Genomic DNA, 16,999 nt, shown 5'->3' with positions numbered 1-16,999 from the left:
GGGAGAGGGAAACACCATGGCATTCACACGATCCATTGGCCGGGCGCTGGCATTCGCAGGCTGCCTGCTCGCCTCCGGCATGGCCTGGAGCTACGGCATCCAGAACGGCCAGGTGGTGGACGACGCCGGCCAGGCGGTGCAGCTGCGCGGCGTGAACTGGTTCGGCTTCGAGGGCGGAGAACACGTGGTGCACGGCCTCTGGGCGCGCAACTGGAAGGACATGATCGGCCAGATGCAGCAGCAGGGCTTCAATGCCGTGCGCCTGCCCTTCTGCCCGCAAAGCCTGCGCGGCACCGCCCCCGGCAGCATCGACTACAGCCGCAACCCCGACCTGCAGGGACTGAACTCGCAACAGATCCTCGACAAGGTCGTGCAGGAAATCAGCGACCGCGGCATGTTCGTGCTGCTGGACCACCACACGCCGGACTGCCAGGCCATCAGCGAACTCTGGTACACGCCGGCCTACAGCGAGCAGCAGTGGATCGCCGACCTGGTCTTCGCCGCCAACCGCTACAAGAGCGTGCCTGGGGTGATCGGCATCGACCTCAAGAACGAGCCCCATGGCGCCGCCACCTGGGGCACCGGCAACGCCGCCACCGACTGGAACCGTGCCGCCGAGCGTGCCGCCGCCGCAGTCGTGCAGGCCGCGCCGCGCTGGATCGTCGCGGTGGAGGGCATCGGCGAGAACCCCTCGTGCTCCGCCAGCAGCGGCCACTTCTGGGGAGGCAACCTGGAACCCCTGGCCTGCACGCCGCTGGACATCCCCGCCGACCGCCTGCTGCTGGCGCCGCACACCTACGGGCCGGACGTGGCCATGCAGTCGTACTTCAACGCAGCGGATTTCCCGGCCAACATGTCCGCCATCTGGGAGCAGCATTTCGGCCGCTTCGTGCAGGCCGGCCACGCCGTGCTGCCGGGCGAATTCGGCGGCAAGTACGGCCGCGGCGACCCGCGCGACGTGCAGTGGCAGAACGCCCTGGTGGACTACCTCATCGGCAAGGGCATCCGCAGCGGCTTCTACTGGTCGTGGAACCCCAACAGCAGCGACACCGGTGGCATCCTGGACGACGACTGGAACACGGTGCGCACGGACAAGGTGCAACTCCTGAACCGGCTCTGGGGCACGGGCGGGGCCAACCCGAACCCGAACCCGAACCCGAATCCGAATCCGAATCCGAATCCGAACCCGAACCCGAACCCGGGGGCGAGCTTCGGTGTGCAGCAGGTCACCGACAACGACTGGGGCGCAGGCTACTGCCAGCGCGTGCAGGTGACCAACAGCGGCGCAGCAGCGGGCGACTGGACGGTATCCATAGGCGTGCAGGGCACGGTCAACAATCTCTGGAATGCGGTCTGGGCGCAGTCGGGCAGCACGCTGCAGGCCTCCGGCGTGTCGTGGAACCGGACGCTCGCGCCCGGGGGCACCGCGGAATTCGGTTTCTGCGCGGCGCGCTGACCGCCATGCCGGCAGGCGCCAGGCGCAGCGGTGCCTGCGCCCTGCCTCGCGCCGTCAGCCGTGCGCCAGCGCCGCCTCGCGCTGGATCTGCGCGAAACGCTCCGCCTGCTCCTTGCGCAGGCTCTTGCGCAGCAACGCCGCCTCCCAGCGCCGCCGCTCATCCGCCGTGGAAGGCGACAGTGGCGGCACCGGCGTGGGCTTGCGGGCCTCGTCCACCGCCACCATCGTGAAGAAGCAGCTGTTCACATGCCGCACGACCTGAGTGCGGATCTCCTCGGCCACCACCTTGATGCCCACCTCCATCGACGAGGAGCCGGTGTAGTTCACGCTCGCCAGGAAGGTGACCAGTTCGCCCACGTGGATGGGCTGCAGGAAGGTCACCTGGTCCACGCTCAGCGTCACCACATAACTGCCCGAATAGCGGGCGGCGCAGGAGTAGGCCACCTGGTCCAGCAGCTTGAGGACCGCGCCCCCGTGCACGTTGCCGGAAAAATTGGCCATGTCGGGCGACATGAGCACCGTCATGCTGAGCTGGTGGGCGGGGCTGTGGGGCATGGTCATGGCGGCGATTCTAGGGGGCGGCGGCTGAAAGCCCTTGCTTTCCGCAGGGTCGGCGACCCGGCCGTTCCGGGGAGAAGCGGGCGGCGGATCTGCAACGGGCTGTTATCCAACGCATGCAGAGAAACATCCATGTAAGCATCCGAAATTCCACTGGCAGGAATTCCGTCTGGCGGTAACCTTGAATGCTGCACTGCAACATCCCGAATCACCGCCCACTCCAAGGAGGAAACCATGGACCTCACCACCCGCCTGCTGCTCCAGAACCGCGCCTGGGCCGACGAGATGACTTCCCGCGATCCCGCCTTCTTCGAGAACCTCGTGAGCGGCCAGCAACCCCGGGCCTTCTGGATCGGATGCGCCGACAGCCGCGTGCCCGCCGAGCGCATCACCAATGCCCTGCCGGGCGAACTGTTCGTCCACCGCAGCGTCGCCAACCTCGTGCGGCCGGACGACACCAACATCATGAGCGCACTCCAGTACGCCATCGACGTGCTGCGCGTGCCGGCCGTCATCGTCTGCGGCCACGAAGGCTGCGGCGGCGTACGGGCCGCGCTCCTGCAGTCGCGCGAACGGGTGGGCGAGCCCGGCGATGGCGACTACCTCGGCCGCCACATCCGCCCGCTGCGCTCGCTCTACCGCCGCCGGGTGCAGGAGATCGAAGCGGGCGAGAACCTGCCGGACTCCGAGCAGGACCTGTGCTCGCGCGTGGATCGCTTCGTCGCGCTCAACGTGGCCGAGCAGGTGCATGTGCTGTCTGCCACCGCGCCGGTGCGCCAGGCCTGGGAACGGGGCCAGCCGCTCGCCCTGCTGGGCTGGGTCTATGCGCTGCGCGACGGGCGCCTGCGCCAGGTGATCGCCCTCGACGCCGAAAGCCGCCACTGGGCCGAAGCGGCCTGACGCCACCAGGAGACACGCCATGTCCACTCCCCACCTGCGAGCAGCCCAGGCTGCCACCTCCACGCCCTCCTCAGCCCCCGCGGCGCACGCCCCGCACGGCCTGTTCGCCCATGTACGGCAGGATGCGCCCGCGAGCCTCGTCGTCTTTCTCGTGGCACTGCCGCTGTGCCTGGGCATCGCGCTCGCCAGCGGGGTCCCCCTCATGGCCGGGCTCGTCTCCGGCATCGTGGGCGGCCTCGTCGTGGGCGCGCTCTCGGGCTCCCACCTGAGCGTCAGCGGCCCCGCCGCGGGGCTGGTCGTGATCGTCGTGGGCTCCATCGCCAGCCTGGGCGGCTACCCGGCCTTCCTCACCGCCGTGGTGCTGGCAGGGGTGCTGCAATGGGTACTCGGACGGCTGCATGCCGGCAAGATCGGCGCCTGCTTTCCCGCTGCCGTCATCAAGGGCATGCTCGCGGCCATCGGCCTGCTGCTGATCATCAAGCAGCTGCCCGTGGCCTTCGGCTTCCAGTCCACCGAGCACGCGATGCGCACCGTGCCCTCGGCAGCGGACACGTTCGATGCCGCGCGCCATCTCTTCGGCTCCGTCAGCGTGGGCGCCACGGTGATCGCGGCCGGCGCCCTGGCCATCCTCTTCGCCTGGGACACCGCCTTCGTCAAGCGGCTGCCGGTGCTCGGGCGGCTGCCCGGGCCGCTGGTCGCCGTGGTCTGGGGCGTGGGCTGCCATGCCGCCGCGCTCGCCGCGCGCCCCTCGGCCGCCCTCACCGACGCGCAGCGCGTGGCCCTGCCGGATGTCCACAGCCTCGCGGGGCTCTGGGCGCAGTTCTCCACGCCCGACTGGTCGGCGCTCGCGAACCCGCAGGTCTATACCGTCGCGCTGACCCTGGCCTTCGTCGCCAGCCTGGAGACGCTGCTGAGCCTCGAAGCCACCGACCGGCTCGATCCCATGAAACGCGTGGCATCGCCCAACCGTGAACTGCGCGCCCAGGGCATCGGCAACATCGTCGCGGGCCTGCTCGGCGGCCTGCCGATCACCGCGGTGATCGTGCGCAGTTCCGCCAACGTGCAGGCCGGCGCGCGCACCCGGCTTTCGGCCATCCTGCACGGTCTGCTGCTGCTCGCGAGCCTGCTGTTCCTGGCCGAGTTCCTCGAATGGATTCCGCTCGCGGCGCTGGCCGCCGTGCTGCTGCACACCGGCTACAAGCTCGCCAAGCCCTCGCTGGTGGCGGCCGTGTGGCGCGAAGGCTGGGGCGTGTTCATTCCGTTCGCGGTCACCGTGGGGGCCATCCTCGCCACCGACCTGCTCATGGGCATCCTCATCGGCCTGGCCAGCAGCATGCTGTTCGTCATCGAGTCCAACACGCGCGGCGCGCTGTCGATGGTGTCGGACGGTGACATGCACCTGCTGCGGCTCAACAAGGACGTCTCGTTCTTCAGCCGCGCCAGCCTGCGCGGCTACCTCTCGCGGGTCCATGAAGGGCAGACGCTGGTGATCGACGGCTGCGACTGCCGCTTCCTGGACCGGGACATCCGCGAGACGCTGCAGGACTTCCTCGCGCACGCCGAAGAGCGCGGCATCCACGTGGAATGCCGCTCCCTGCCGGCCGCCACGCCGGACTCCGGGCTCGGGGGCGCGGTGGGCATCGCCGGCCTCGCTGCCCTGCTGCGCCCCCGCGCTGCCGCGGGCTGAACCGCCTGGGCGCGTAGGCGTCCCCACCCTGGTGGGGGCTGCCCGGCGGGGCGCGGGTTCGCTACACTCGCGCCTCGCGTTACAGACCCCAGCGGCAGTCCCATGCTCGACAAACTCAACGACTTCACCGCCAGCCACGGCGAATTGCGTCCGGGCCGCGGCCACATCTCCGGCGTCATCGCCCTCTCGCTCGGCATCCTGAGCTTCCTGGGCGTGCTCGCCTTCCACTTCCCCGAATACCTCACCACGCCGCAACTGCGCAAGGCCTACAACGTCGATGTGCTGCGCATGGTGCTGTTCGCGGCGCTGGTGGTCGCCGGGGGGCTCTCGCTCGTCAACATCGTGTTCAACCGTTCGCGCTGGCTGTCGTCCGCGGCCTTCCTGCTCGTGACCTCGGCCGCGCTGCTCGGCGGCCACAAGGTGCCCGTGCACGATTTCGCGGACAACACGCCCTACATCGGCCTGGACTGGTTCATCCTCGACCTGCTGGGCAGCGCGCTGATCTTCATCTTCATCGAGAAGCTCTTCGCCCTGCGGCGCGACCAGCCCATCTTCCGCCCCGAGTGGCAGTGTGATTTCCACCACTTCATCGTGAACCACATGGTGGTGGGCTTCGTGCTGCTGGCCACCAACCTGCTGGTGCACAAGCTGTTCGGCTGGGCCGCCAGCGACGGCATCCGCGGCTGGGTGCAGGGCCTGAACTTCTGGGTAGCGCTTTTCCTCATCATCCTGGTGGCCGACCTCGTGCAGTACTGGACGCACCGCGCCTACCACGAGGTGCCCACGCTGTGGCGCCTGCACGCCGTGCACCACAGCGTCAAGAGCATGGACTGGATGGCCGGCTCGCGCCAGCACATCCTGGAGCTGCTCATCACGCGCACGCTGGTGCTGGCACCCATCTACGTGCTGGGTTTCTCGAAGGAAGTGATCGATGCCTACATCGTCATCGTCGGGTTCCAGGCGGTGTTCAACCATGCCAACGTGAGCGTGCGCCTCGGCCCGCTGCGCTACGTGCTCGTCACGCCCAACTTCCACCACTGGCACCACAGCCAGGACCAGGAGGCGCTGGACCGCAACTATGCCGCGCACTTCGCCTTCCTCGACTACCTCTTCGGCACCGCGGTGCGGAGCGACCGGCTCTGGCCCGAGAAGTACGGCGTGCTGGGCGACTACGTGCCCAACGGGTTCATCAAGCAGCTGAAGTTCCCGTTCACCTGGAAAGGCTGATGCTTCCCCCGCCACGGTTCGACGCCGTCATCGTCGGGGCCGGCGCCGCCGGCCTGTTCTGCGCCGCACAGGCCGGCCAGCGGGGGCTGAAGGTGCTGCTCATCGACCATGCCGACAAGGTGGCCGAGAAGATCCGCATCTCCGGCGGGGGGCGCTGCAATTTCACCAACCGCGACCTGGACGTGCGTGCGCCCCACAGGCACTTCGTGGGGCAGAACCCGCAGTTCGCGCGCTCGGCGCTCTCGCGCTACACCCCGTCGGACTTCATCGCGCTGGTCGAACGCCACGGTATCGCCTACCACGAGAAGCACAAGGGCCAGCTCTTCGCCGACCGGTCGGCCGAAGACCTGATCCGGATGCTGCTGGCCGAATGCGAGGCCGGCCAGGTCGAGCGCTGGCAGCCCTGCGCCGTGAAGAAGGTGGGATTCCTCCCGGCAGGCGCCCAGGGAGCGGACGCTGCCACCTACCACGTCGATACCGACCGCGGCCCGGTGCAGGCCCGCAGCGTGGTGGTGGCCACGGGCGGGCTTTCCATTCCCAAGATCGGCGCGACCGACTTCGGCTACCGGCTGGCGCAGCAGTTCGGCATCCCGCTGGTGGAACGCCGCCCAGGCCTCGTGCCGCTCACCTTCGACGGCGATGCCTGGGCGCCTTATGCGCAACTGGCCGGCCTGGCGCTTCCCGTCGAGATCGCCACCGGCACGAAGAAGCAGCGCACGGCCTTCCTGGAAGACCTGCTGTTCACGCACCGCGGCCTGTCGGGGCCGGCCGTGCTGCAGATCTCCAGCTACTGGCAGCCGGGCACGCCACTGGCCATCGACCTGGCGCCCGGCACCGACCTGCCCGGAGCACTCGCGCAGGGCAAGGCACGGTCGAAAAAGCTGATCGCCAACGAGCTCGCCACGCTGGTGCCCGGCCGCCTGGCCGATGCCTGGGCACAGCAGAGCCCGGAATGGCAGCGCCCGATCAACGAAGCCTCCGACAAGGCGCTGGCGCGGCTGGCGGACCAGCTGGCGCGCTGGGAACTGACGCCCACCGGCACCGAGGGCTACAAGAAGGCCGAGGTGACGCTGGGCGGCATCGACACGCGCGCGCTGTCGCAGCAGACCATGGAGGCGACCGCGCAGCCCGGCCTGTACTTCATCGGCGAGGTGGTGGACATCACCGGCTGGCTGGGCGGCTACAACTTCCAGTGGGCGTGGGCGAGCGCGCATGCCTGTGCGCAGGCGCTGCCGGCGGCACGGGACGGCACCGGAGCATAGCTGCACGGGCGGGCGGCGCGCGTCCTCCCCGGCCCCTGCTCAGCCCCTCTCCGCGGGCCCCACGACCTCGGCCCAGCGGGCCACGCCCAGCGCATCCCGCAGCGCCACCGCACCGCGCGGCGTGATGGCCAGCGCGCGGGAGCCGGCGCTGCGCGCCAGCCAGCCGCTGTCCAGGCAATGGGCGCAGACCAGGGCGCCCATCCGGCCGGCCAGGTGGGGACGGCGCTCGCTCCAGTCCAGGCAGGGGCGGCACACGGGCCGGCGCGAGCCGCCGTCCAGGGCGGCAACCGCCTCCAGGCCCAGGCGCGCGAGCACGGCGGCGGCCCGGTCCGTGGCGCGGCCGCCCTCCTCGCCGTCGAACACGACGGCGCCCTCTTCCTGCAGGTGGTCGGCCATCGCCACGCCCAGCCGGCCCGCCAGATGGTCGTAGCAGGTGCGCGCCATGCGCAGCGCCGCATCGCGCGGCCCCGCGGCCACGGTGGGCGGCGGTAGGGCCGCGGGGCGCACGGTGAACTGCATCAGCCCTTCGAGCAGCCGCGCCACCTCGGCGCCGGCCAGGGCGTGGTAGCGGTGGCGCCCCTGGCTGCGCACGGCCAGCAGGCCGGCATCCACCAGCAGCGCCAGGTGCCGGCTGGCGGTGGCCGCGGAGATCCGCGCAGCGCCCGCGAGCTCGCGCGCGGTGAGCGCCCGCCCGTCCATGAGGGCCAGCAGCATGGCCGCGCGGGCGGGTTCGCCGATGAGCCCGGCCACGCGGGCGATCTGGTTGGTGTTCACGCTCCGCAGTGTGCCGCAGGCGGCCACCGGCACGCTTCGCTCCCGGGCGAAGCATCCCCTCCGGCACGGCCCGTCCAATGGAGTGGTGCGCAACGCATGCACCTTCCGCCGCATGCACCGCGCCATTCCCTGCCACCCTCACCAGGAGCGCACGCCGTGCCCATCACCTGCTTCATCCGCTACGAGATCGATCCCTTCCAGATCGACGCCTTCAGAGACTACGCCGAGCACTGGGGCCGCATCATCCCCCGCTGCGGCGGCCACCTCGTGGGCTATTTCCTGCCCCACGAGGGCAGCAACTTCGAGGCCTGGGGCCTGGTCGCCTTCGACAGCCTCGCGGCCTACGAGGCCTACCGCGCCCGCCTGCGCACCGATCCCGAAGGCCGCGCCAATTTCGAGCGGGCGCAGCGCCAGCGCTTCATCCTGCGCGAGGAGCGCCGCTTCGCCGTGGCGGTGCCGGGCACGTTCGGCAAGCCCGCATGGCCCGTGGACGCCGGCAGCGAAGCGCCTCCGGCCGGAGGAGCCGCGCCATGATCGCGGTGATCTTCGAGGCACTGCCTTCTGCCGCGGGCCGCGAGGAATACCTCGCGCGCGCCGCGGCCCTGCATGCGGCACTGCAGGACATGGACGGCTTCCTCGGCCTGGAGCGATTCGAGAGCCTGGCCACGCCCGGCAAGCTGCTGTCGCTGTCCTTCTGGCGCGACGAGGCCGCGGTGGTGGGCTGGCGCGGCCATGCGAGCCACCGCGGTGCGCAGGCCGCGGGCCGCAGCGGTGTCTTCGCGGACTACCGGCTGCGCGTGGCCCGCGTGCTGCGGGACTACGGCCTGCACGACCGCGCCGAGGCGCCGGACGGCACAGGCCCCGGTTCCTGCCCCGACATGCAGGCGCACGGTACCGCCGGCACCGCTTCCTGCAACCCTTGAACGTCATCCATCCACGGCCGCCACCGGCCGACGGGAGCGCGGCGGCTGCGCCGCCGCCTCCGCCACCCAACGCTGCAGCGCCTCGGGCGGCAGCGCCCGGCTGAACAGGTAACCCTGCACTTCGTCGCAGTCCAGCGATTCCAGCATGCGCAGGGTGGCCGCATCCTCCACGCCCTCGGCCACCACCTGCAGCCCGAGGGTGCGGCCCAGGCCGATGATGGCGCGCGTGATCGCCATGTCGGCCGGGCTCGCCAGCATGTCGCGGATGAAGGACTTGTCCACCTTCAGCTTGTCGATCGCGAAGCGCTTGAGATAGGCCAGGCTCGAATAGCCCGTCCCGAAATCGTCGATGGACAGCTGCACGCCCAGTTGCTTGAGCGCCGCGAGCTGCCCCTGCGCAACGCCGGCGTTGTCCATCAGCTGCGACTCGGTGATCTCCAATTCCAGGCAGCGCGCGGGCATGCCGTGGCGCGTCAGCAGCGCGGCGATGTCCGGCACCAGCAGCGGGTCGGCCAGTTGCGCGGCCGACAGGTTCACCGACACCGGCAGGCCCGCGAGGCCGCCGCCCGCGTCCGACGCCCGCCAGGCCGCCCACTGCGCGCAGGCCTGGTCCAGCACCCAGGCCCCGATGGCGCGGATGAGGCCGGCCTCTTCCGCGATGGGGATGAACTCGCCCGGCAGCACCTCCCCGAGGGAAGGATGCCGCCAGCGCAGCAGCGCCTCCAGGCCGGTGGGCATGCCGGTGCGGGCGGACATGCGCGGCTGGTAGTGCAGCGCGAACTCCCGGCGCTCCAGCGCGCGCCGCAGCGACTGCTCCATGGCCTGCCGGGCCTGCACGCGGCGGTCCGTCTCCAGCGAATACAGGCGCGCCATGTCCCGCCCGGCCGTCTTGGCCTCGTACATGGCCGCGTCGGCCCTGCGCATCAGCTCGTCCAGGTCCGCGCCATCCTCGGGATAGACCGCGATACCCACGCTGCACGACACGCTCAGTTCATGCGTTTCCACCGGATGGCTCTGCCGGATGAGCGGGATGAGGCGCTCCTCCACCACGCGCAGCACCTGCTGCGCGCCTTCCACCTGGCGCATGACGATCACGAACTCGTCGCCCCCCAGGCGGCTGACCGTATCACCTTCCCGCACGGACTGCACCAGCCGCGCCGCCACCGAGCGCAGCAGGCCGTCGCCGATGTGGTGGCCCAGCGTGTCGTTGATCGCCTTGAACCGGTCCAGGTCGATGAACAGCACGGCCAGTTGCTCGCCGGTCCGGGCCGCCTGCTCCAGCCCCGCCTGCAGGCGCTGCACGCACAGCGAACGGTTGGGCAGCTCGGTGAGCACGTCGTGGTGCGCCAGGAAGCGGATGCGTTCCTCGTTGCGCTTGCGGTCGGTGATGTCGATGGCGATGCCGATGTGGTTGGTGACCGCCCCGCCCTTGCCGCCTTCCCGCACGGCCGACACCATGAGCCAGGCCGGGTAGCTCTCGCCCGAGCGCCGGCGGAAGCGCACCTCGCCCTGCCAGGATTCCTTGTCCGCCAGCGCGCGCGCGATGGCCTCGCCCGGCGCAGACTCGCCCGGCGCATCGAGCAGCATGCCCAGCTGCTCGCCGATCACCTCGTAGAAATCGTAGTGCGTGCTGCGGCAGAACGCCTGGTTCACGCTCACGATGCGCTGCGCGGCGTTCATGATGATGATGCCCTCGGACGAGGCCTCGAACACCTTCGCCCACAGCTCCAGCCGCTGCTCCATCACCTTGAGCACATTGATCGGCGCGAACGCGGTGAGCATCGCGTCGCGGCCCTGGAAGCGCAGCCGCCGCGCGGACAGCACCGCCCATGCAGGTTCCTTTCCACCTTTCCAGCGCACCTCGAATTCGTCCACCACGCCATGGTCCGCCAGGCGCTGGAAGAACCGCGCCCGCACGCCCGGCTCCAGCCCGGCGCGCCAGGGGTCATGGGTGACGCCATCCAGCCAGTGGCCGGCGGGCGCATTGGAATGCAGCACCTCGTGCTCCGGCACCGAGGTCACCACCATCGGGATCGGGAGCGCCTCCACCAATTCGCGCTGGGCTTCCGCGGCGCGCGCGCTGGCGGCCAGCTCCTGCTGCAGCAGGCGCTCGCGGTCCAGTTGCGCGAGCATGTCGTTGAACGCGGTCACCAGGCGGCCGATCTCGTCGCCGCTGTTCCAGTGCGCGCGCAGCGAGTGGTCGCCGGTGCGCCGCACCTCCCCCGCCACCCGCGCGAGCTGCTGCAGCGGCTTGGCGATCTGCCGCGCCACCAGGGTGACCAGGCTCAGGATGCAGCCCAGCAGCAGCACGGCCGTGCCCAGATGCAGCCACATGCGCGCGAACAGGTCGTGCACCCGCGTGCGCAGCAGATCGTCCATGGCCTCCGTGCCGGCCACCCAGGCGCTGCCCAGGGAGGCCAGCAGCGCCTGCTGGCGGCCGTGCAGCTCCTGCGCCGCGGTGTCGGGCCCGACTTCGCCCTGGGCCACGCGCTGCAGCAGCGCCTGCAAGGCCTGTCCCGACGCCTGCAGGCCCTGGCGCGTCGCGCCCAGCCGCTCGCGCAGTGCCGGCTTGCCGGCGATGAAAGCCTGGTCGAAATCCGAATCGATGCCCACCAGCACGGCATCGAGCCGACCCACCAGCGTCAGCAGCTCGGCGGCACGGTGCGGCCCCGGGACGGCCTGCTGCGGGCGCGGCGCAGGCCGTGCCGAGAGGAACCCCAGCGTGTCGTGCACCACCTGCAGCAGCTCGGGGTAGCGCAGCATGGTGAGCGACATCACGTAGTAGCTGTCCAGGTCCGGGTCCAGGATCAGGTTCGACTGGTTGGCCACGGTGGTCAGGAGCTCGCGCCCCTGTCGCAGCAGCGCGCCCCGCTCCTGCGGGCGCACGGGCGCGGAGCCATCCTCCGCCGCGGCCTGCAGCGATTGCGCGAAGCGCTCGGCCATGTCGCCGGTGCGCAGGGCCGCATCGTGATCGGCGCGCACATCCCGCAAGCGGTCCCGCAGCAGGACGCGCGCCACCGGATCGCCAGGCAGGAAGGAGCCCATCAGGCCGTCGCGCACCACCGCCGCGTACTCCGTGCCGACGATCTCCTTGCGCGCGAAATCGATGGCGAGGAATTTCTCGTGGATCAGGATTCCCGAAACGTAGATGACTGCCGTGAGGTCCAGCAGGTAGATGAGCATGAGCTTGCGGCCCACGCTGAGACGGCCCAGCCAGCGGCCCAGCCGGCCCGTGATGCGGTGCATGATCGACATGAGGTTGCAGCGGGGGAAGGCAGGCACCGTCCCGCCCGCCCGTCCCCGGAAAAGCCTGGCGAATCCAGGCCGTTACAACTATTAGCAATTTCCGCACCATCACAGGCTGCGGCCGGGCCTTCCGGGGACATCAGGAGGCGGCTGCCATCGGGCCGGCATGGGACATGGCACGCCGCAGCCGGAAACGCTATAATCCTCGGCTTTGCTGGCAAACCCCCGTCGGCCAATACTAGTTAGAGACGGGGAAAACCGCTGTGAATGGCTGCAGGGCCCGATCTTCCCCGCAACCCGCTGGCAGCACCTATTGGAAACATCACTGAATGACCACCATCCGTGTAAAAGAGAACGAACCCTTCGACGTGGCACTGCGCCGCTTCAAGCGCACCATCGAAAAGCTGGGCCTGCTGACCGACCTGCGCGCCCGTGAGTTCTACGAAAAGCCGACGGCCGAGCGCAAGCGCAAGAAGGCTGCCGCCGTGAAGCGCCACTACAAGCGCGTTCGCAGCATGCAGCTGCCGAAGAAGCTGTACTGATCGGCACATCGGTCGCCGTATCGACGATTCATACGGCCGGCCTCGCCGCCGAGAAACCCGCGCTAGGGACGCCAAGCGCGGGTTTTTTCGTTTTACGGGTCTGCAAAAAGCCCCTCCGGCTTAGAGCCGCTAACAGAACCCAGCGAAGCGGTTCTGGCTAGGCGCCGCATCGCAGGCAGTACGAGTAGTACGACAAGATGAGGCAACGACGCCAGAAGGGTTCTGTTAGCGGCTCTTAGTTGCAACGCCTTGCCGTAGCAACACTACTGTCTGCGGCGTTGCGCCTAGCCAGGAAGGCTTTGTGCAAACCCTTCCTCTCTGCCTGATCCAATCAATACAAGGAAATCTGCCATGGGACTCAAAGAACAGATCACCGAAGACATGAAGACCGCCATGCGCGCCAAGGACTCCGAGCGCCTGGGCACCATCCGCCTGCTGCAGGCCGCGATGAAGCAGAAAGAAGTGGACGAGCGCGTCACTCTGGACGAGCGCGTCACTCTGGACGACGCGGCCATCGTCGCGATCGTGGACAAGCTCATCAAGCAGCGCAAGGACTCGATCGCCGCGTTCGAGGGCGCGGGCCGCCAGGACCTGGCGGACAAGGAGAAGTCCGAGATGGCCGTGCTGCAGGCCTACCTGCCCGAGCGCATGTCGGCCGACGAAGTGACCGCCGCGGTGAAGGCCATCGTGGCCGAACTGGGTGCAGCGGGCCCAGGCGACATGGGCAAGGTCATGGGCGTGGTGAAGACGCGCCTGGCCGGCAAGGCCGACATGGGCCAGGTCTCGGCCGCCGTGAAGGCCGCCCTGGCCGGTTGACGGCTCCCCGCCCTGCCGGTGCGCCGCAATGCGCCGCACGGTGACTGCCAGCGCTCCCGCAGGGAGGCTGGCAGTTTTTCATGGTGCTCCCGTTGCCGTCGTCCTGGCTGCTGCGGCCGCCGCAGCTGCAGCCGCCGCGGGATGCGGATGGGCGGCCATCAAGGCTTCGTCGCGGGTGGCAGCGCACAGCGCGGCGGGGCGCTGCTGGTGCGGCCGGACATAGTCCTCGAAAGCGGCCCTGCGCTCCAGCATCCCGAAGCGCATGTAGAAGCCCATCAGCGATGCCATGTACAGGTCGGCCACGGTGAAGGCGTCACCCACCAGGTACGCCTTGCCGGCCACCGCCTGCTCCAGGGTGCGCAGCAGGTCGGCCTCGTTGCCGTAGCCCGCCTCGGAGGTCGGCGCCAGGGTGCCGTACTTGCGCGCCGTGAGGAACGACTCCAGCGGCCCGGCGGCGAAAAACAGCCAGCGGTAGCACAGGCCGCGCAGCGGCGAGCCGGGCTGCGGCAGCAGCGCTTTCTCCGGCACCAGGTCCGCCAGGTGCGTGCAGATGGCGGCGTTCTCCGTGACCGTCACGCCGCCGTGCCGCAGCGCAGGCACCTTGCCCATGGGGTTGATGGCGAGGTAATCCGGCGATTTCATGGTGCTGCCATAGTCCAGGATGACCTCCTCGTACGACAGGCCAGTCTCCTCCAGCATCCAGCGGCTGACCCGGCCGCGGGACATGGGATGGGTGTAGAAGGTCAGGGATTCGTTGTGCATCACGCGCTCCAGGGTTGAAAGAGCCCGCAGTCTGCGCGCCGCCGCTGTCAGATCCTGTCAGCAGTCAGGCCAGGTCCCGCGCATCGCTGCCGGCCGGCAGGCGCTCCCTGCGCCACCGCCGCAGGAGGTCATGGCGCTGGGCCGGATAGCGTACGCCGGTATCCTCCAGCGCCAGCACCCGGTCCGCCCGGAAATGGCGGAAGTCCTGGCGCAGCTCGCACCAGCCCGCCAGCAGGCGCATCTGGTCGAGGAATGCCATGGCGAAGGGCCACACCACCCGTTCGGTCACGGCACCGTCCGCATCCGTGTAGCGCATGCGCACCGCGTGGCCCACCCGGATCGCATTGCGCAAGGCCCCCAGCCACGGCTCGGGCGGCGGGCCCGCCCATTGGGGCGCGAACAGCCCGCTGGTCTCCACTTCGAGGCGCAGCAGGGCCGGCAAGGTACTGGCGATGCGCTCCATGCCTTGCGCCGCGGCGCGGGCCAGCACCGGATCGGCATGCGCGGCCACCCAGCGCGCGCCCAGCAGCAGCGCCTCCAGCTCCTCGGCCGGAAACATCATCGGCGGCAGCAGGAAGCCGGGACGCAGCTGGTAGCCGACGCCCGCATCGCCTGCCACGTCGGCACCCTGGGCCCGGAGCACGGCGATGTCGCGGTACAGCGTGCGCAGGCTCACGCCCAGGCGCTCGGCCAGCCGGGCGCCGGAGACGGGGCTGCGGCAGCGGCGCAGTTCATCGAGCAGTTGCAGCAACCGGGCGGAACGGACGGGACGGTTCATGCCACTTCTCCCCCCCACGTTGCCTGCGATAAATGGGCCTGCAGGAACTCCACGCATACCCGCACCTTGGCCGAACGCTCCAGCCGCGTGGGATACACGGCCCATACGTTGGCCTCCTGCTGCCATTCGGGCAGCACACGCACCAGGCGGCCCGCGGCCAGGTCGGGCCCGACGTCCCACAGGGACCGCAGCACGATGCCGCGCCCGTCCACGGCCCATTGCACGGCCATTTCGCCATGGTTGGCCGACAGCGGTCCGCGCACTTTCACCGTGCGGTCTGCCGCGCCGCTGCGCAGCCGCCAGACGCCGAAGGGATGGTCGCGCTCCTTGATCACCAGGCAATCGTGGCCGGCCAGGTCATCCACCGCCCGGGGCGTGCCCTTGCGTGCCAGGTAGACCGGCGCCGCGCACAGCACGCGGTGGTTGCCCGCCAGCCGGCGGGCGATCAGGTGCGGGGCGATCTCGTCGCCCACGCGAATGTCCAGGTCGAAGCCTTCGCCCGCCACGTCCACCAGCCGGTCGAACACCTCGAGCCGCACCTGCAGGCCCGGATGGCGCTCCACCAGCCGCGACACCGCGGGCGCCACGATGCGCCGCCCGAAGCCGAAACTGCAGCTCAGCCGGAGCAGTCCGCGGGGCTCGCGCCGCGTCACGGCCACCTCCTGCAGCAGCTGGTCCCAATCGTCCAGGATGCGCTGCGCCCAGTGGAAGACGCGCTCGCCCTCCTCCGTCACGGCCACGCGGCGCGTCGTGCGGTGCAGCAGCTTCACGGCCAGCTCTTCCTCGAGCAGGCGTATGCGCTTGCTCACATAGGCGGGCGAGGCACCCAGCTCGGCGGCTGCCTCGGCGAAGCTGGCCTTGCGGACCACCGTGGTGAAGACACGCAGGTCGTCGGTGGCGGGCGTTTTATGCACGATATGTGAACAATGGAACCACAGGCAGCGGATTGTATTGCGTGGTGGTTTGCCGAAGAATCGGCGCACTTCCATTTTTCTGCCCCATTTCAGGAGACTTCGCACATGTCCAGCCCTACCCCCACGTTCAGGATCGCGGTGCTGCCCGGAGACGGCATCGGCAAGGAAGTCATGCCCGAGGGGCTGCGGTCGATCCAGGCGGCGGCCGGGCGTTTCGGCTTCGCGCTGGAGCTGCACACCTTCGAGTGGGCCAGCTGCGACTACTACCTCGCGCACGGGCAGATGATGCCCGATGACTGGAAGGAGCAGCTCAAGGGCATGGATGCGCTCTTCTTCGGCGCCGTGGGCTGGCCGGCCACCGTGCCGGACCATGTCTCGCTGTGGGGCTCGCTGCTGAAGTTCCGCCGCGAGTTCGACCAGTACATCAACCTGCGGCCCGTGCGTCTGTTCGAGGGCGTGCCGTGCCCGCTGGCGGGCCGCAAGCCCGGGGACATCGACTACTACGTGGTGCGCGAGAACACCGAGGGCGAATACACCTCGCTGGGCGGGATCATGTACGAGGGCACGGACCGCGAGATCGTGATCCAGGAGTCGGTGTATTCGCGCCGTGGTGCGGAGCGGCTGCTGAAGTTCGCTTTCGACCTCGCGCAGGGCCGCCCGAAGAAGCACGTGACGCTGGCCACCAAGAGCAACGGCATCGCCATCAGCATGCCGTGGTGGGACCAGCGGGCCGATGCTGTGGCCCGGGGGTATCCGGAGATCACGCTGGACAAGCAGCACATCGACATCCTGACGGCGCGCTTCGTGCTGCAGCCGGGGCGCTTCGACGTGGTGGCGGCGACGAACCTGTTCGGAGACATCCTGTCGGACCTGGGCCCGGCGACCACCGGCACGATCGGGCTGGCGCCGTCGGCGAACCTGAACCCGGAGCGCACGTTCCCGAGCCTGTTCGAGCCGGTGCACGGCTCGGCGCCGGACATCTATGGCAAAAACATCGCCAACCCGATCGCGATGGTCTGGTCTGGGGCGCTGATGCTGGACTTCCTGACGCAGGGCCAGGGCGCGGGGCGGCAGGCGCACGATGCGATCGTGGCGGCGATCGAAGAAGTGATCAAGAGCGGGCCGAAGACGCCGGACCTGGGCGGCTCGGCCAG

16 protein-coding genes are annotated in these 16,999 nt (G+C 69.7%); 10 read left to right on the top strand and 6 right to left on the bottom strand.

Annotated features, from left to right (window positions below):
- Nucleotides 1-16: 16 nt before the first annotated feature.
- Nucleotides 17-1,456: a cellulase family glycosylhydrolase gene (locus T336_RS0118505; RefSeq protein WP_026433665.1), complete on the top strand. Its 1,440-nt coding sequence runs from the start codon at nt 17-19 to the stop codon at nt 1,454-1,456.
- Between the two features lie 54 nt (nt 1,457-1,510).
- On the opposite strand, the gene T336_RS0118500 is transcribed toward T336_RS0118505, so the two are convergent.
- A complete protein-coding gene (locus T336_RS0118500) occupies nt 1,511-2,017 on the bottom strand; it encodes an acyl-CoA thioesterase (RefSeq protein ID WP_013595448.1) in 507 nt (168 codons plus the stop codon).
- 231 nt (nt 2,018-2,248) lie between these two features.
- Between T336_RS0118500 and T336_RS0118495 the strand changes: the two genes are divergently transcribed.
- The 4 genes from T336_RS0118495 to T336_RS0118480 all read left to right on the top strand — a co-directional run bounded on the left by T336_RS0118495 (nt 2,249) and on the right by T336_RS0118480 (nt 7,090).
- Entirely contained in the window at nt 2,249-2,914 is a 666-nt protein-coding gene (locus T336_RS0118495; protein WP_019701897.1) for a carbonic anhydrase, read from the top strand.
- Nucleotides 2,915-2,933: 19 nt separating this feature from the next.
- Nucleotides 2,934-4,601 (top strand): SulP family inorganic anion transporter, encoded by a 1,668-nt coding sequence (locus T336_RS0118490; RefSeq protein ID WP_026433664.1) that lies wholly within the window; start codon nt 2,934-2,936, stop codon nt 4,599-4,601.
- Between the two features lie 102 nt (nt 4,602-4,703).
- Complete coding sequence (locus T336_RS0118485; RefSeq protein ID WP_013595451.1) at nt 4,704-5,828, top strand: sterol desaturase family protein; 1,125 nt, start codon at nt 4,704-4,706, stop codon at nt 5,826-5,828.
- Nucleotides 5,828-7,090 (top strand): BaiN/RdsA family NAD(P)/FAD-dependent oxidoreductase, encoded by a 1,263-nt coding sequence (locus T336_RS0118480; protein WP_026433663.1) that lies wholly within the window; start codon nt 5,828-5,830, stop codon nt 7,088-7,090. Before T336_RS0118485 ends, T336_RS0118480 begins: the two co-directional genes overlap by 1 nt.
- Nucleotides 7,091-7,129: 39 nt before the next feature.
- Here the strand turns inward: T336_RS0118480 and T336_RS0118475 are convergent, their stop codons facing one another.
- A complete protein-coding gene (locus T336_RS0118475) occupies nt 7,130-7,897 on the bottom strand; it encodes a winged helix-turn-helix domain-containing protein (RefSeq protein WP_026433662.1) in 768 nt (255 codons plus the stop codon).
- Nucleotides 7,898-8,020: 123 nt separating this feature from the next.
- Here T336_RS0118475 and T336_RS0118470 point away from each other — a divergent pair, with 123 nt between their 5' ends.
- Nucleotides 8,021-8,398: an NIPSNAP family protein gene (locus T336_RS0118470; RefSeq protein WP_026433661.1), complete on the top strand. Its 378-nt coding sequence runs from the start codon at nt 8,021-8,023 to the stop codon at nt 8,396-8,398.
- Nucleotides 8,395-8,787: an antibiotic biosynthesis monooxygenase family protein gene (locus T336_RS0118465; protein WP_026433660.1), complete on the top strand. Its 393-nt coding sequence runs from the start codon at nt 8,395-8,397 to the stop codon at nt 8,785-8,787. Before T336_RS0118470 ends, T336_RS0118465 begins: the two co-directional genes overlap by 4 nt.
- 3 nt (nt 8,788-8,790) lie before the next feature.
- On the opposite strand, the gene T336_RS0118460 is transcribed toward T336_RS0118465, so the two are convergent.
- Complete coding sequence (locus T336_RS0118460) at nt 8,791-12,042, bottom strand: EAL domain-containing protein (protein WP_026433659.1); 3,252 nt, start codon at nt 12,040-12,042, stop codon at nt 8,791-8,793.
- A 320-nt stretch (nt 12,043-12,362) separates the two neighbouring features.
- On the opposite strand from T336_RS0118460, the gene rpsU reads away from it, so the two are divergent.
- Both rpsU and T336_RS0118450 read left to right on the top strand, forming a co-directional pair.
- Nucleotides 12,363-12,575: a 30S ribosomal protein S21 gene (gene rpsU, locus T336_RS0118455; RefSeq protein WP_007833691.1), complete on the top strand. Its 213-nt coding sequence runs from the start codon at nt 12,363-12,365 to the stop codon at nt 12,573-12,575.
- Between the two features lie 351 nt (nt 12,576-12,926).
- Nucleotides 12,927-13,391, top strand: a complete 465-nt coding sequence (locus T336_RS0118450) for a GatB/YqeY domain-containing protein (RefSeq protein WP_026433658.1) — start codon at nt 12,927-12,929, stop codon at nt 13,389-13,391.
- A 78-nt stretch (nt 13,392-13,469) separates the two neighbouring features.
- On the opposite strand, the gene T336_RS0118445 is transcribed toward T336_RS0118450, so the two are convergent.
- The 3 genes from T336_RS0118445 to T336_RS0118435 form a co-directional block, all read right to left on the bottom strand.
- Nucleotides 13,470-14,153: a glutathione S-transferase family protein gene (locus T336_RS0118445; RefSeq protein ID WP_026433657.1), complete on the bottom strand. Its 684-nt coding sequence runs from the start codon at nt 14,151-14,153 to the stop codon at nt 13,470-13,472.
- A gap of 64 nt (nt 14,154-14,217) precedes the next feature.
- On the bottom strand, nt 14,218-14,931 hold the full coding sequence (locus tag T336_RS0118440; protein WP_026433656.1) for a helix-turn-helix transcriptional regulator: 714 nt from the start codon (nt 14,929-14,931) through the stop codon (nt 14,218-14,220).
- A complete protein-coding gene (locus T336_RS0118435; protein ID WP_209435984.1) occupies nt 14,928-15,845 on the bottom strand; it encodes a LysR substrate-binding domain-containing protein in 918 nt (305 codons plus the stop codon). Before T336_RS0118435 ends, T336_RS0118440 begins: the two co-directional genes overlap by 4 nt.
- 105 nt (nt 15,846-15,950) lie before the next feature.
- Between T336_RS0118435 and T336_RS0118430 the strand changes: the two genes are divergently transcribed.
- A partial coding sequence (locus T336_RS0118430; protein ID WP_026433654.1) for a tartrate dehydrogenase occupies nt 15,951-16,999 on the top strand: 1,049 nt, incomplete at its 3' end.

The sequence above is a fragment of the Paracidovorax oryzae ATCC 19882 genome (assembly GCF_000687165.1).
GTDB lineage: Bacteria > Pseudomonadota > Gammaproteobacteria > Burkholderiales > Burkholderiaceae_C > Paracidovorax > Paracidovorax oryzae.
The sequence above is the reverse complement of the archived record's forward strand: the minus strand, read 5'-3'. Positions and strand labels throughout refer to the sequence as shown.

Bases quoted from the DNA above. Each gene is read 5' to 3' on its own strand.
- T336_RS0118445 (WP_026433657.1), bottom strand. From the start codon at position 14,153: ATGCACAACGAATCCCTGACCTTCTACACCCATCCCATGTCCCGCGGC.
- T336_RS0118440 (WP_026433656.1), bottom strand. From the start codon at position 14,931: ATGAACCGTCCCGTCCGTTCCGCCCGGTTGCTGCAACTGCTCGATGAA.
- T336_RS0118450 (WP_026433658.1), top strand. From the start codon at position 12,927: ATGGGACTCAAAGAACAGATCACCGAAGACATGAAGACCGCCATGCGC.
- rpsU (WP_007833691.1), top strand. From the start codon at position 12,363: ATGACCACCATCCGTGTAAAAGAGAACGAACCCTTCGACGTGGCACTG.
- T336_RS0118460 (WP_026433659.1), bottom strand. From the start codon at position 12,042: ATGTCGATCATGCACCGCATCACGGGCCGGCTGGGCCGCTGGCTGGGC.
- T336_RS0118505 (WP_026433665.1), top strand. From the start codon at position 17: ATGGCATTCACACGATCCATTGGCCGGGCGCTGGCATTCGCAGGCTGC.
- T336_RS0118500 (WP_013595448.1), bottom strand. From the start codon at position 2,017: ATGACCATGCCCCACAGCCCCGCCCACCAGCTCAGCATGACGGTGCTC.
- T336_RS0118490 (WP_026433664.1), top strand. From the start codon at position 2,934: ATGTCCACTCCCCACCTGCGAGCAGCCCAGGCTGCCACCTCCACGCCC.
- T336_RS0118480 (WP_026433663.1), top strand. From the start codon at position 5,828: ATGCTTCCCCCGCCACGGTTCGACGCCGTCATCGTCGGGGCCGGCGCC.
- T336_RS0118465 (WP_026433660.1), top strand. From the start codon at position 8,395: ATGATCGCGGTGATCTTCGAGGCACTGCCTTCTGCCGCGGGCCGCGAG.
- T336_RS0118495 (WP_019701897.1), top strand. From the start codon at position 2,249: ATGGACCTCACCACCCGCCTGCTGCTCCAGAACCGCGCCTGGGCCGAC.
- T336_RS0118485 (WP_013595451.1), top strand. From the start codon at position 4,704: ATGCTCGACAAACTCAACGACTTCACCGCCAGCCACGGCGAATTGCGT.